General features: G+C 71.2%; 19 protein-coding genes. 10 read left to right on the top strand and 9 right to left on the bottom strand.

Going from position 1 to position 12,926, the window contains the following annotated elements; all coding sequences use genetic code 11:
* Positions 1–25: 25 nt before the first annotated feature.
* Both TR48_RS30110 and TR48_RS30105 read left to right on the top strand, forming a co-directional pair.
* Positions 26–982, top strand: a complete 957-nt coding sequence (locus TR48_RS30110) for a hypothetical protein (RefSeq protein ID WP_042373256.1) — start codon at positions 26–28, stop codon at positions 980–982.
* A 131-nt stretch (positions 983–1,113) separates the two neighbouring features.
* Positions 1,114–1,821 carry a hypothetical protein gene (locus tag TR48_RS30105; RefSeq protein ID WP_500799098.1) on the top strand — a complete coding sequence of 236 codons (708 nt, stop codon included), beginning with the start codon at positions 1,114–1,116 and terminating at the stop codon, positions 1,819–1,821.
* A gap of 131 nt (positions 1,822–1,952) precedes the next feature.
* Here the strand turns inward: TR48_RS30105 and TR48_RS30100 are convergent, their stop codons facing one another.
* Positions 1,953–3,149: a competence protein CoiA family protein gene (locus TR48_RS30100; protein ID WP_042373252.1), complete on the bottom strand. Its 1,197-nt coding sequence runs from the start codon at positions 3,147–3,149 to the stop codon at positions 1,953–1,955.
* 185 nt (positions 3,150–3,334) lie between these two features.
* Positions 3,335–3,577 carry a hypothetical protein gene (locus TR48_RS30095; protein ID WP_042373251.1) on the bottom strand — a complete coding sequence of 81 codons (243 nt, stop codon included), beginning with the start codon at positions 3,575–3,577 and terminating at the stop codon, positions 3,335–3,337.
* Positions 3,578–3,714: 137 nt separating this feature from the next.
* Between TR48_RS30095 and TR48_RS30090 the strand changes: the two genes are divergently transcribed.
* Entirely contained in the window at positions 3,715–3,993 is a 279-nt protein-coding gene (locus tag TR48_RS30090; RefSeq protein ID WP_042373249.1) for a hypothetical protein, read from the top strand.
* A 670-nt stretch (positions 3,994–4,663) separates the two neighbouring features.
* On the top strand, positions 4,664–5,056 hold the full coding sequence (locus TR48_RS30085; protein WP_042373247.1) for a hypothetical protein: 393 nt from the start codon (positions 4,664–4,666) through the stop codon (positions 5,054–5,056).
* Between the two features lie 43 nt (positions 5,057–5,099).
* Here TR48_RS30085 and TR48_RS43770 read toward each other — a convergent pair whose 3' ends face one another.
* The 4 genes from TR48_RS43770 to TR48_RS30070 all read right to left on the bottom strand — a co-directional run bounded on the left by TR48_RS43770 (position 5,100) and on the right by TR48_RS30070 (position 6,884).
* Positions 5,100–5,396, bottom strand: coding sequence for a hypothetical protein (locus tag TR48_RS43770; protein WP_042373245.1), 297 nt, complete (start codon positions 5,394–5,396; stop codon positions 5,100–5,102).
* Positions 5,397–5,827: 431 nt separating this feature from the next.
* On the bottom strand, positions 5,828–6,103 hold the full coding sequence (locus TR48_RS42465; RefSeq protein ID WP_152628266.1) for a hypothetical protein: 276 nt from the start codon (positions 6,101–6,103) through the stop codon (positions 5,828–5,830).
* Positions 6,104–6,358: 255 nt separating this feature from the next.
* A complete protein-coding gene (locus tag TR48_RS30075) occupies positions 6,359–6,625 on the bottom strand; it encodes a DUF4235 domain-containing protein (protein WP_042373280.1) in 267 nt (88 codons plus the stop codon).
* 94 nt (positions 6,626–6,719) lie between these two features.
* Positions 6,720–6,884, bottom strand: a complete 165-nt coding sequence (locus TR48_RS30070; RefSeq protein WP_042373243.1) for a hypothetical protein — start codon at positions 6,882–6,884, stop codon at positions 6,720–6,722.
* A gap of 169 nt (positions 6,885–7,053) precedes the next feature.
* Between TR48_RS30070 and TR48_RS30065 the strand changes: the two genes are divergently transcribed.
* The 3 genes from TR48_RS30065 to TR48_RS43765 all read left to right on the top strand — a co-directional run bounded on the left by TR48_RS30065 (position 7,054) and on the right by TR48_RS43765 (position 8,567).
* On the top strand, positions 7,054–7,584 hold the full coding sequence (locus TR48_RS30065; RefSeq protein ID WP_042373241.1) for a hypothetical protein: 531 nt from the start codon (positions 7,054–7,056) through the stop codon (positions 7,582–7,584).
* 24 nt (positions 7,585–7,608) lie between these two features.
* The gene (locus TR48_RS30060) at positions 7,609–8,169 is read left to right on the top strand and encodes a hemerythrin domain-containing protein (RefSeq protein ID WP_042373239.1); all 561 of its coding nucleotides are present in this window, start codon (positions 7,609–7,611) and stop codon (positions 8,167–8,169) included.
* A 242-nt stretch (positions 8,170–8,411) separates the two neighbouring features.
* The gene (locus tag TR48_RS43765) at positions 8,412–8,567 is read left to right on the top strand and encodes a hypothetical protein (protein ID WP_161789941.1); all 156 of its coding nucleotides are present in this window, start codon (positions 8,412–8,414) and stop codon (positions 8,565–8,567) included.
* Between the two features lie 736 nt (positions 8,568–9,303).
* Here the strand turns inward: TR48_RS43765 and TR48_RS30050 are convergent.
* Both TR48_RS30050 and TR48_RS30045 read right to left on the bottom strand, forming a co-directional pair.
* Positions 9,304–9,675, bottom strand: coding sequence for a hypothetical protein (locus tag TR48_RS30050; protein ID WP_042373237.1), 372 nt, complete (start codon positions 9,673–9,675; stop codon positions 9,304–9,306).
* The gene (locus TR48_RS30045; RefSeq protein WP_042373235.1) at positions 9,672–9,947 is read right to left on the bottom strand and encodes a hypothetical protein; all 276 of its coding nucleotides are present in this window, start codon (positions 9,945–9,947) and stop codon (positions 9,672–9,674) included. Before TR48_RS30045 ends, TR48_RS30050 begins: the two co-directional genes overlap by 4 nt.
* A gap of 504 nt (positions 9,948–10,451) precedes the next feature.
* On the opposite strand from TR48_RS30045, the gene TR48_RS39385 reads away from it, so the two are divergent.
* The 3 genes from TR48_RS39385 to TR48_RS39375 all read left to right on the top strand — a co-directional run bounded on the left by TR48_RS39385 (position 10,452) and on the right by TR48_RS39375 (position 12,561).
* Positions 10,452–10,934, top strand: a complete 483-nt coding sequence (locus TR48_RS39385; RefSeq protein ID WP_161789940.1) for a hypothetical protein — start codon at positions 10,452–10,454, stop codon at positions 10,932–10,934.
* A 572-nt stretch (positions 10,935–11,506) separates the two neighbouring features.
* Complete coding sequence (locus TR48_RS39380; protein WP_052443170.1) at positions 11,507–11,944, top strand: hypothetical protein; 438 nt, start codon at positions 11,507–11,509, stop codon at positions 11,942–11,944.
* 143 nt (positions 11,945–12,087) lie between these two features.
* Positions 12,088–12,561 carry a hypothetical protein gene (locus TR48_RS39375; RefSeq protein WP_052443169.1) on the top strand — a complete coding sequence of 158 codons (474 nt, stop codon included), beginning with the start codon at positions 12,088–12,090 and terminating at the stop codon, positions 12,559–12,561.
* A 76-nt stretch (positions 12,562–12,637) separates the two neighbouring features.
* On the opposite strand, the gene TR48_RS43760 is transcribed toward TR48_RS39375, so the two are convergent.
* On the bottom strand, positions 12,638–12,926 hold a 289-nt coding region (locus TR48_RS43760; protein WP_500799096.1), incomplete at its 5' end, for an SRPBCC family protein.

Raw genomic sequence — 12,926 nt, 5'->3', positions numbered from 1 at the left:
CTGTACCGCGTCACCCCCCCAGTCGGTGATCGCCGACAGCGAGGAAGTGCTCCGCGCCTACACCGAGCACCGGGGCCTCCATCTCACCGACCCCGCCGTCCTGGACGGATCGGACGCGATCATCTACGCCGAGAGCGCCGCGCTCGAGGCACTGTCCATGCTGGCCGATCAGCGCGGTTCGACCGCCGACCTGTACTTCGCCGAGCTGTTCGACGAGCCGGCGCTCTCCCATCTGACCCCGGTGATGCCGGCGCTTCTGAACTTCCTGCGCGCCCGCCTGGCCGAGCAGGACCCGGTCCTGCGCCTGGAGCACGACACCCCGCGGCTCGCGCACAGCTTGCTCCTCCTGGCCGCGCACGCGCTCAAGCAGGCCACCGACGCGCCCGCCGGATCGCCGCAGGCCGTGGCGCTGGTGGATGACTGCCTGGCCCGCCTGGCCCGTGATCCGCTCAACGACCGCCTGCCACCAGGGGACCTCTGCTTCGCACTCTCCTCCGAGGAACGACGGCACGCGCCCGCCGCCCGATTCGTCCGGGACGAGATCCGCAAGATCCGCAACAAGGCCCTGCCGCCGAAGCACGTCGTGGTGCTCCCCGACCAGCCGCCCCTGCTCGTCCTCGACCTCGGCGCCCGCCCGGACATCCAGGACCTGCTGCGCATCTTGGAGACCGACCCTCCAGCAGACGGCGCAGACACGGCCAACTGGTGGCAGGTCCTTCCCCTGCCCGACCAGATCCTGCTGCGCCTCCAGCTCGACTGGCTCGACCCGGTCCGCGCGCAACTCGTCCTGCTTCTCGACGCCGACGCGCACCGCGACGCCCTGGCCCGGATCGCCGAGCACGGCTGCCTCGACATCACAGCCGGTCTCCCCGACGACCCCGACACCGTCTTCTTCCGCGCCCGGGTGCTCCTGGACGGCAGCCACCTCGCAGATCTTCTCCTCCTCGCCGAGACACGCCGCACCGCGCTGACGAAGGCCTGACCAGCCGACGACCGGCACCCAGGAGACCAACCTGGGTGCCTTCGGTTGGGACGACCCGCCGGACCAGGCTCCGCATTGAGACACTGTCAGGAGTCAATGGCAGGACACGGGGAGTGGTCGTGACGGTGTACATGAGCGCGGACGTGCGGCGCGCCCTGGGCCCTTTCGGAGTCGCACAGGCCGAGCGCGAAGCCCAGACGACGGACTGCGTCATGTGCTCCCACCGGGTTGAGACCAGGCAGGATGTGAACGTTCAGGTGGTTCGTGACCCCCTCGGCAACCTGAGCGTCTGGTTCACCCATCCCGATTGCCTGCCGTCACGGCTCGTGGAGGGCGCCACGACGGTCGCGCCGGCCCCGCAGGGCGACGACATGCGGATGACCGCACTGCCTCCGAGGACCGGACACGGCCTGCCGATTCTGGCGGCCCAACTCGTCCGGCCCGTCTTCACCAAGCCCGAGGAGCAGGGTGGTGAACTCACCGAGGTTCTGGCGCCATACCTCCTCTCCCAGGGCTTCGCCATGCTGGGCGAGCTCGACTCCACGCCCCCGCACCTCGAGCAGTGGATCGCGGTCCTGATCGCGCCTCCGGGCCCCGACGCCGGAACGGCGCGACTGCTCATCCTCGACCCCGACGCCAGCCAGCTCTTCGCCGGCGTCATCTGCACCCCCGCCGACTGGTGCCGTCACGCACTCGCCCAGGGCCAGGCGGCGCTGTACGTGGGCGACGCCGGCCTCGATCCGACCAGCCCCGGTGCCCACCAGCAGCACGAGCGCCTGGACCACGCCGCACGCCAGGGACGGCTGCTGGCCGCCACCATCTCCGTCATCGAGCGTTGAGAACAGCCGGGGAGGCCGAGCGGTCTGGGCCCGGCCTTGATCGACTCTGGCGGCCTCGGACCCGCCTGGCGGTCGATCAGCGCCTGTCCGCACGGGGGTCCCGGCGAGGCGGGGGCCGGTTTGCGGGGCCGTCAGCCACAAGCCCCGGTATCCCGGCCCGAATCGTCCTCCCCGGCGGGTCGGAGAGCCGGAGGGGTCGACGGCATCGGCGGCACGTCCACGCCGATCTGCCGCGCGACATCTTCCCACCACGGCTCAGTCTCAGCGGGCGGCAACGCAGGCGAGGCGTCGGCCAACGGCTGCGGTTCCACCGGCTGTGCAGGCTCGGCTTGGGTGGGTTCCGGGTCCGGGAGGATCTCCGGCATGGGGGCCGGTGCGGAGGCGGGCTGCTGGTGGCGCTCCTTGTACAAGGCGAAGGCGCGGTTGCGGCGCCAGTTGTACCGGGCTGACTCGGCGCGGGCCAGGCTCTCCATCATGTGGTGGGCCTGCGCTGGGCGGAACCGGGCCTCGGTGCGCGTCAGCGCGGACAGAGGGAGGGGGACGAGGCCCCAGGCGTCCGCGCCGACGCGGGGGCGGGGGTGGCTGATCCGCCAGTCCTTGCGCGGGTCCTCGCCGCGGCGCCAGCGGGGGAAGTCCCAGTCCTGCTTGGCGCGGACCGGGTGCAGGAACCAGTGGACGCCGTAGGGGACCTGGACGAGCTGGCCGTCCAGCCAGTAGACGCTGCCTCCTGCCTCGGCGATCGCTTCCTGTTGCTCGGTCGGCGCGACGGTCTCGTGTTCCTCGTCCTTGCCGTCGATGCGGACCTGCAGGGTGCCGAGCTTGCCGAACTGGAACCGGTCCCTACGCAGAAACCACACGTGCTCGGCTCCTCCGTGCCCGTCGCGCACCGCGGTGATGCGCCGGCGGATCTTCCCGCTACCGGGCAGCTCGATCCCGGGCCGCTCCACCACGACGGTGCTGTCCGGGGCGGTGCACACGATGAGGGCTGGCGGCAGGCCGATCGGATCGGTCGGGTCGTCGTCGCCGGGGGCGGCGAGCGTGCACGTGATCCCCGGGTTCGCCTTGCGCAGGCGGTCGCGGAACTTGATGACGACCTCCAGTTCGGCGTCCAGTTCCGCCTCCCGGCCCGGGTTGGGGCAGGGGCCGCCACTGGTGTGGGAGAAGTGGGGTGCGACCTGCGAGTCCTCCTTCAAGCCCCGCAGCGTCAGCGCCGACCCGCACGAGCGGCAGCGGTACCGGCCACCGGCCATCAAGGGCTCAAGGCTCTCCACCCCGTCCGCGAGCCGGATGATCCGGCCCGTCGCCATGTCCTTCGCGCTGTAGCTCACGCTCCGCCTCCCCCATGTCAGTTGACCGATCATGCGCCCTTTGACACACGCTGATCAACCGTGGGCGGGCGCGTGACGACACGGCCCGGGGTGGGCCGGCCTGTGCTCTGGCGGCTTCCGCTATCGCTGATGGGGGCCGGAGCCTGGGGCGCGATGATCGGGCTGCCGGGGTTCCGGCTGCCGGGCTAACCGCAGCGTTTGCTGAGACTGAGGATGCAGTCGATGATGCCGCCAGCGGTGTCCGCAACGCCCCCGACGATATTGGCCGCACCGCCGCCGATCCCGTCTCCTGGCCCGAAGAGCCTGGTGTGCGCGCCTTGGGCGCGGTCGGCTGGCTGGGTGTGGGCGTTGGCAGCGGGGGTTGCTGTGGCGAGGGTGACGGCGAGGAGGGCGGCCGTCGCGGCGGCGTGCTTCGCGGTGGTGGTCATGCCCGATGAAACGATCACGTGGCGGTCGCGGTCACGACGTGGGGCATTCGGGTGCGGCGCGACCAAGTGAAGGGGGGTCTGCGGGCCTCTGCGTCGGGGTAGCGTGTGCGCCGGATCTGGGTGGCAGGAGGCAGACGATGACGGCACAGCCGGCTCACGATGTGCAGGGGATTGCCGTGGCACGCGAGCAAATCGCTGTCGCTGCCGCTCTGCCTGCCAGCGCTCAGATGGCCTTCTCGCGGGAGTTGGCTGAGGCCAGCTCGGAGGAGATAGAAAAGGTGTTGACCCGTTGGTGGCTTCTGGTCCAAGTGGCCGGCGACCCGCTCACCGCGCAAACCGCCGCGGCGGTGAAGGCCAGCACCGCGCCGGGCAGGCCTGCCACTGCTGTACTGCGCTCCCTGCGCGAGGCCGACTGACTGCGTGGGCTCGGGTCGAAGCAGCCCATGTCGGCTGGTGGGATCAGCGGGGCCGGTCGGCGACGGCGATCTGCGGGAGCGGCACGGTGACACGGTCGGTGAACTCACGGCGTCACCGCCGTCACGGATCGGGGCCGCCACCTGGAGCAGCAAGCCGGTGGCGCGCTGGTTGCGCGGCTCCATGAGCTGGCGTGCGAGGGCGATCTCCTCGGCCACCCGGTCCGGCCCGGCCAGCCTGCGGGGACGTGCAACGAGGGCGGCTGGCGGATGCGGCACTCCGCCGGACTGCGAGCACGGCCACATCGTCGGTGGCCGGGCCGTGCGCCAGCGTTCGGCGTCGCCGAGAAGCGCGTCTACAGCTCCTGCCGGGCCGCCGAACGGCGCGAGCTGGGGAAGCGTGTGGAGCGGGTCGTAGAACCGGTCGGATCGGTCGCGGGCCTCGGTGACGCCATCGGTGACCACCAGCAGCCTCTTCCTGACTGAGGCTCTTGTCGGGCTCCAACCCGGTTCCCCTACGCTCAGTTCACTGGCTCGTGCTGCCAGTTGGCCCCGGCGCGTTGCCCCGTGCGCGCCGGGGCTTCATGCACGTCCCGGGTTCCGCCGGCCCCCGGTGCTGCTCCGTTCAGGCGAGGGCGCAGCGCGCATTGCTCGGCGGCTCGTTGCGCAGAGCATGACCACTGACGACACGATCAGCGCGGCCGATCTCGCGGATGCGATGGCGGAGATGCTTGGCATGCCGATCGGCACGATCTGGGAGTGTGAGTCGTGCCCGATGGAGTCCTACCGGATCCACTACCACCCGAAGGCCGCCCAGCACGACGCCGTGAGTCACCTTCAGACCCATCACCTACTGGATCTCGACGGGGCCACGCTGAGGCTGCAGCCGGCGCACAACGGTGACCGTGAGCTTCGCGACGAGTACCGTCGGGACGCCGCCCGAGGCCCCGGAGACCCAGAGATCGAGCGGGTCTGGCCGGGCCCCACGCCCCTTTCGTCGGCCGACCACATCGGATGCGACATGCTCGGTTGTCCGGCGGACGCCGACCATCGTCTGTGGTGGTAGCACATGAGCGCCACGTCCAACATGTCCTGACGGGCGCATGGCGTCAGCGAAGCTGCTGCCGAGCTTGGACCAGGTCTCGCCAGCGGGTGCGGACCGAGTCTGGGCCGTCGAGCCAGCGCGCTGCAGAGGCGTCGCCCGCGGGGAGCGGGAGCGCGGCCATGTAGTGGGCGAGGTCGACGTAGTAGGCGTAGTCGCCGCCGTCGGTGAGCTCGCGCAGGTCGCGAATGTCGCCTTCGACCAGGTCGTTCCGGTTGGCCACGGCGTGGTGGAAGGCCAGGATCAGGCGGAGGTTGGCATGGCGGGTGGCGTAGCCCGACTCGTCGATCTCGGCGCGTAGCACCCGGGCGCGTTCTTCGACGTCGCGGTCGGTGCCGGCGTCGCGCAGCAGGGCGGCGAGGTCGGCGATGAGTCGGGTGGCGCGCTGGTCGACGCGGCCCAGAAGACGGTGGGCGAGGTCGAGCTCGTCGTCGGCCTGGGCGGGGTCGGCCCGGGGCGTGTGTCCGGGGGGGGCCGGCGTGCGGCGGGTGACCGCTGGAGCAGGTTCACGGGAGCAGGTCGGCCGGGCCTGAGACGTGGAGGCTCTTGGCGAGAAGGGCGGCGGATGCCCCGCAGTACTCCGGGGCGGCCGAGCGCGGCCGCCCCGTGCCCCAAGGCAGGACCACATGGCCGACAGTGGGCACCCCCTGTCACCTGATGCGCGACTGAGCATCAGCTCTTGGTGCGCAGCACGTGCCCCTGAATGGGATAGCGGCAGCAGCCGAGCCGGGGGCGTCAGCTACTCGTGTCGGTAACGGCTGCGGCGCTGCGGGCGCGGTGCAGTTCGAGGACGGCTCGCCGTGCGGCTTCGCGAAGGCGGCCCAGTTCCGCACTCTCCTCCGGCGACCAGCGTGCCCTCAGAAGGGCAGCTTGCGGATCGGGCCCCTGTCCCTTCCAGTCGGGGGAATCCGGATAGCGTTCGCGGTACTGCGTGGTGACCTGCCGGACGTAACCGTCCACCGCGGCCTGAGCAGCTCGAAACGCAGCCTCAAGATCTTCGATCGACGTCACGAGCGCAGCATAGATCGCCGAGCCGACACGTCTCTCAGCCGCCCACCTCAGTGCGAATCCGTGTCGGAGCCAGGCTCTGTCCGCTGCGAGGCCCGGTGGCGGCCGCCGCTTGCCGGAGCCGAGTGGAGGCGAGGACACTCGCGAGCGCAAGCGGGGCGAGGAGCAGGACTTCCGCGAGGGTCATCACGTTTCCTTCGGGGAGCGGTCGTGGGCGCTCGGCGGTGAGAGCGTGGGTGGAGGGCCGCCGGCTCGGCTCTATTGCGGCCAGGTGCCGGTGAGACGCTTGACGGCGGTGGCCCCGGTGCGGTCAACGGCGGCTTTGACCAGCCCGAACACGGCTCCCTGCAAGGCCGCGGCGGCCAGGACCTCGCGCCAGGAACGGTCGCTTTGCGTCGCGTCGGGTGGTTCGCTCCCACCGGAGGCCACGCGCCAGAGGCGTTTGGTGACCGCCCCGGCAGCCGTGCCGGCGGCTGCACTCAGCGCCAGCCCCACCGGCTTGTACGCCAGCTTCACCGCGTCCATCGCCAGCTTCTCCTGCATGCGTAGGGGTGCGGGGCGGGAGCGCACCGGTAGCGGCTCCCGCCCCGCAGTTGTTCGGTGAGGTCGGCTGGTGCCGCTACCAGCGGTACCAGCGGCCGCGGGCCTCGCCCGCGCCACGGAAGAAGAACCCGGCGATCCACAGCACCAGCACCACCAGCGCAACCCACCAAAGGATGTGCACGGCGAACCCGACGCCGCCCAGGATCAGGGCGAGCAGCAGCACCAACAGCAAGGGACCCATGTCTAATCCCACCTCCTTGAGGCCGCGTGTGCCCCCGAACCGGGCCGACATGCGCCTCGCATCGGCGCAGGAATTGCCTCCTTCGCCCTAGTCGGGCGCGTGGCGGGGCAGGTCGCGGGTTACACGCCAGAGAAGACCGGCACCTTCGAGCCGAAGGAGGGACACCTCTGTGGGCACACACACCACCGCGCAGGGACGGACCAAGAAGGCGGTCATGGCCGTATCCCAGGCGGCCGAGAGCCTCAAGACGCATGCCGAGCAGGTCTCAAGCGCGGCCCATGTGGCCGCGGTGAGCGGCATCGGCACGGTCCGGGACGCCGTCAGCAGCGGGGCGCTGCACGACGCGACCGAACAGGTCAAACACGCGGCCGCGCCGCTCGGGGAAGCGGCGCAGACCGCCGCGCGGCAGGTGGCGGAGCAGGCCCGGCATACCGCCGGAACACTGACTGCCCGCACCTACGAGCGCAGCGGCAACGTGGGCGGCCGGTCGTGGCCGGTGCGCATCCTGGTCGCGGCCGCGTGCGCGGTCGGCGCGGGAGCGATGCTGTGGGGCTGGTCCGTGACCGCGAGGAGGAGTGTGCGCCAGCTGTACCTCTCCGGCCGGTACCGCCGGCCTGACCCGCTCCTGCCGACGCCATCACCGGGGCGGCCTCGCGGACGTCGACGTGACGAGGCCGGGACAGCCGCCCGAGGGCATTGAATTTTGCGAGAAGGGAAAGTGACTGTGGGACACGGCGGAAACGTCATTCACGAGCTGACGGTTGATCATCGCGAGGTGGAGGAGATGTTCGACCGGTTCAACGCCTTGCCGCCCGGCCATCCGGGACGCAGGGACATCGCGGACGAGTTCACCATCGAGCTGGTGCGGCACTCCGTCGCGGAGGAGATCCACCTGTACCCGGCGGTGCGCCAGCACGTCATCGGCGGGGACCAGCTCGCGGACCGGGAGATCGCGGACCACGCGAAGGCCGAGCAGCTGCTGAAGAAGCTGGAGGGCCTCGACATCCACCAGGCCGAGTTCGACACCACCGCCGCGCAGCTGATCACCGAAGTCACCGCCCACGTCGCCGACGAGGAGCAGAACCTCTTCCCCGCCCTAGCCGCCGCGTGCACCGGCCCGGAGCTGGACGAGCTCGGAGAGAAGGTGCGCTCCGCGAAGGACAAGGCACCCACCCGTCCGCACCCCAGCGCGTCCGACACCCCGCCGCTGAACAAGATCCTCGCCCCCGGCGCAGGCCTGGTCGACCGTGCTCGCGATCTTCTGTCCGGGCGCGGCCGCCGCTGAACCAGCGAAGGCTGCCCCGCGAGAGCATCCGGCACCCCGACCGCCCACGGATACGCTCCCAGGCCGTCCTGACCAGCGGGGCGTCGCGGCCCCTCCGGGGGACTGAACCCGGCCCGCCGAGATCGGACGGCAGGTCCGCTGCTGGCACCTCACCCGCGCCCGCCATCCGAGCGGCCTGTGCTGACCCGCAGCCTGACGCGGCCGGCGGAGATTGCGTCGACCTCGCGCCGAACATTCCGGTCATGGCGGCGCGCCAACTCGACCAGATCCTCTCCAGCACCGAGCTCGCGACCACGCTCAGCGAGGCCATGGCCACCACGCCGGACGGCGTCCGCGACCACATGCACTCCCTCCAAGCGCGGGGATTGCTCCTCATCGCGGACGACGGCTCCCTGTGACTGACCGTCCCACCTGGCACCCCCCCTCTGCACCGAACGGCCAGTGGGCCTTCCTGGAGCAGAAGACGGACGCGCCACCACAGTTGATCTCTGCGGCTGACAGGGCATCACCGCAGCGGTCACCGCCCCATCGAGCAGGGGTTTGACCGCTCAAGGATCGGTGCCGCGGCCACCAGCTGCTTCCTGTAGCGGCTCCAGAGCCATGACGTCGCCCTGACGGGAGGGCGGGCGGTCCGGCCCTGCTTCAGCTCCCGGGCCCCTCCGGCCCCGTCACGAGCTGAGGGTCTCAGGGCCTGCCGGGTTCGACCAGGAGGAACCGTCGGGACCCTGCTCGGTAGAGCAGGGCTTCCCATCCAGCCTGTCCCAGGGCCGCGGCGGCCGCGGCGAGGTCCGCTTCGCCGGCGTCGACCGCGCTGGTAGCGCCAGGCCACCCGGGCGCCGCCGCGTTCTGCTGCTTCCACAACCGTGCCGGACTCGACGACCACGTCGCCGTCGACCGCACAGAGCGGGATGCCGAGAGCTTCCAGGGCCAGTGCGACCGCGCGCACCGGCTGCGCCTGCTCCCACGGCGCTGGAAGGTCTGGGTGGTCGGGCTGGACCAGACGGCGGATCCGCAGCAGTGACTCCCAGACCTGCGCTACCTGCCGCACCCGTGCCTCGGCTTCTTGCTCGGGCGGCTCGTGGCCGGTGCGTACGGCGAAGCCGCCGACGTCGGACGTCCCCGGTCCGGGTGAGTTCACAGGGTCCCGAGGTCGATCGCGGTGACGTCGGGGATGCGGGAGTACAGCTGCGGCTGCGTGGTGATGACGACGGAGTCCGCGCGGTCGTGCGGTCGGGGTCCGGCGGTCAGGATGACGTGCGCGGCGTGGCCGGCCTGCCAGGCGATCGGCAGCTGTTCGATGTGGGCCCGTGCGGTCAGGTCGTAGGGCGCGTACTCGACGAAGGCGAAGCCGCCGAGGTCGTTCACGGCCGGTGGCGTGGTCGCGGCGTGCCAGCAGAGCATGGGGATGACGACGGTGTCTCCGTCGGCCGGAACGTCCACGGCCAGGTCGAGCAGGGCGGGGTGGTGCGGGAGGGCGGGGATGGTCGTGTGGTCCAGGACGATCATGCAGCGGTGTCCTTGTGGCCGGTACGGGAGCGCTCGCGGGCGGCGGCCAGGCGGGCGCGGGCGTCGGCGCGGCTCTGCGGGGTGGAGGTGTAGCCGAACCTCTCCTGGGCGATGGCCGCATTGTGGGCGATGGCGGCTTCGCGCTGCTCACGGGTCGGGTGGGCGGCGGCCCAGGAGGCGATGAGTGCGCCCATGTTCGTGCCCTGCTCCGCGGCCAGGGTGGCGAGCTGGTCCCGCGTCTCCGTGTCGACCTGGATCGTCGTCTTGCTCATCTCGGCCCCTTCCATCCGCTCCTACGCCATAGCATCACTATAGCGAGCGTGGGCGCCGGAAGGCGCGTGGACAGCAAGGTCCGCCAGCAGCGGGTGGTAGGCGCGTCGATGTCGGCCGGCGCCCCGAGCTCTGACTCCTTCCAGACCTGCTCGCCTATCGCCTCCGACAGCCGACGCTGCAGCTGCTGGGCCTGGGCGGCCAGCCGGCCATTGCGGGCCTGCGCGTTGGCCAGATCCGCCTGCAGCGAGGCGAGCAGACCGGCGGGTCGTTGTACGTGTTGGTGAGTTACCGTCGCTCGATTGTGCCCGGGGTTAGCAGCCGCTCGTTCGCGGCCGTCGCTGGAAAGCCCCCGCCCTCAAGGGGCGATCGTGTCAGCCTGAAGCATGGGCTTCTTCGAGTCGTTACCGCGTCCCGAGCCTCCGCCGCGTCCTTCACGTCCGAAGCCTCCTGCCTGGGCGTGCCCAGAGGACGTGGTTCCTGCCAGCCTGTCTTTCGGGCGCGTCTTGGTCCACACCGCCAGCCTGGCCTTGTTCGTGAACCAGGTGCGCGTGTACCCCGACGGTGTCGAGCTTGCGGTGCACGTTCGGCGGCCGCGTGACCCCGATGAGTTTCGTGATCCACGTCTGGACAGTCCGTTCGGACGCCACCTGCCCTACCCGGACGCTCGTGACAGTCGCGGTGCCGATCAGCACCTGCGCCTCGGCGTGTTGTATGACGACGGCCGCGCCGCTCAGGCCGACCGCTCCCATCTACTGCGTTCCAACGTGCCGCCGCCACTCATCAGCTACGGCATTGGCGGGGGCGGTGACGGGCGCTGGGAGCAGGGTGTCTGGATCTGGGGATTGCCGAGCCAGGGGTCGATTACGGTGGTCTACTCGTGGCTGGCCGAGGACATCCCGGAGTCGAGCTTCGTCCTGGACGGGCAGGAGTTGAGGGCGGCCGCCGCTGGCGCGGTCGTCCTGTGGCCCGCATCGCCCGACGCCTAGGGATCATGCCCGCAACCTGAGGGGCCTGCTACATGCTCCGTGGCCGCCGCCTGGGTGTGCGAGATGGTGGTCCCGCGTCCGGTCAATTGGTGACGGCGACAGGCGCCCTGGCAGTCTGACATGCCGTCCACGACCGACATCCCCGGGCCCACAGGGCCGGACCTCGATGATGGGGTCCGGCGGTTGACGGATCAAGGGACTGGGGAACGGAACGCGGATGACGGCGGAGACAGGCACGCAGCAGACCGAGCGCGTCACTGGGCGGGTGTGGATGATCCGCCTGGATCCCTACGGCCGCCCCTCCGCCGGCCAGGTTAAGCTCACCTGTTCCCGTTCTACCTGCCCCGACCAGCGCATCCCCCAGGGCGCGAGTGCCGCCCGCCAGGTCGCTGTCGGCCACGTGAAGGAGCACCTCGCCCGGATCCGGGCGGGCGGGGGACCGAACGCTGCAGCATGGTGCGCCTGTCGCGCCGCCAGCTGTGCCTGGCATACCCCCGACCCCACCGCCCGTGCACACCACAGGGCGACCGCCGCGCCCGCGTCGGCCGGCGACGGCAGGTGCGGCGGGCCGGGTGGTGTTGACCGTGTACGCGGACCGCGCGGGCCGGTTGTGGCGGATCGCGGAGACCTGCACGCGCTGCGCGGCCGCCACCCTCGACACCCAGGTCTTGGCCGTCGCCGTACCGCCGCCGCGCCCCGCCACCCCCGACCCCGGGCAGACGCCGATTGCCATGCGGGAGCGTCACGGCAACGCCGCCTCGGCGGCGGTCTTCTCCGACACCAACACCTCCCCCGCCGACCGCGGTTCCTCCCTCGACGCAGCGCCAACGCTGGTTCCGCAGGCACGCACTGTCCCCTCCCGAGTGTCCCGCAGGGTCGGCCAGCGGCAGTGGGGGAAGATCGGGCAGCGGCCCGTCCCGGCCAGCCTCCAGCCCACGGTCCTGCGCGACGAACTGATCGAACTCGGGGACGCGTTCCGCGCCTACCAGGCCGGCCCCCCGACCTCGTAGTCCTCGCCGCCCTCCTGGAGCGCAAGGCCCGCGCGTTCACCTCATGGGCCGACACCACCGGCGACGACACCCTGCGCCAGGAAGCACAGCGCGCCCGGAAGGCAGCGCACGAGACGCACCGCCAGCACACCGGCCAGCCCGCCATGGAGCCTGCCGTAGGCGCGACGGGTACCACCGCTCCGTCCGACGGCCCGCTGGTGGACTACCTGTTGACCGCGGGCCAGGCCGCGCACGCGCGCGAGGTCCTGGACTACGCCGTCGCCCACGCCCCCCTCCCACAGGCCGAGGTACGGCTGGCGGTACTCATGCTCGCCCTGCGCGCTGCCCGCGCCAGCACCGGGAACATCACCGGCCAGGACCTGACCGGCTGGCTGGGCGGAGACGCGGACCAGGTCCTCAAGCGGCTGGTCGACGCCGGCTGGCTGCGCCTGCCCGGCACGGTGGACAAGGTGATCGCCTCCCGGACGGAGGATCCGACAGCTTTCACCATCCCGGAGCTGCTGCCCGACCGGCCGTGGCTGCTTGAGTTTGGCAAGACCACGCGTTCCAGGATCTCCGGCTGGGCCCAGAAGGTCATCGGCGACCGGAAACTGCGCAAGAAGAAGGCCACCGCCTGATTTCGTCGGGAGGGCGGGCGGTCCGGCCCTACTCACAGCTCCCGGGCTCCTCCGGCCCCGTCACGAGCTGTGGGTCTCAGGGCCTGCCGGGTTCGACCAGGAGGAACCGTCGGCCGCGCCAGCCCTCGACCTCGTCGTTGGTGAGAGAGACGTGGCGCTGGAAGCTCTTGAAGTCCAGGCGCATGCGGCGGCCCTGGGCCCGCCAGATGTTTCCGGTCTTGTCGAAGAAGCCCGCGGGGTAGTACTCGACGACGAGGACGATGCGGGTCAGGTTGGGCGTGAGCTCGTGGAAGCTCGCGGTGCCGCGGGTGCTGCCCTTGCCGCCTTCCGAGGTCCACACGATGCGCGCGTCCGGCGCCTGAGCA

It is taken from the genome of Streptacidiphilus neutrinimicus (assembly GCF_000787815.1).
Lineage (GTDB): Bacteria > Actinomycetota > Actinomycetes > Streptomycetales > Streptomycetaceae > Streptacidiphilus > Streptacidiphilus neutrinimicus.
This window is presented reverse-complemented; position numbering and strand designations above follow the sequence as displayed.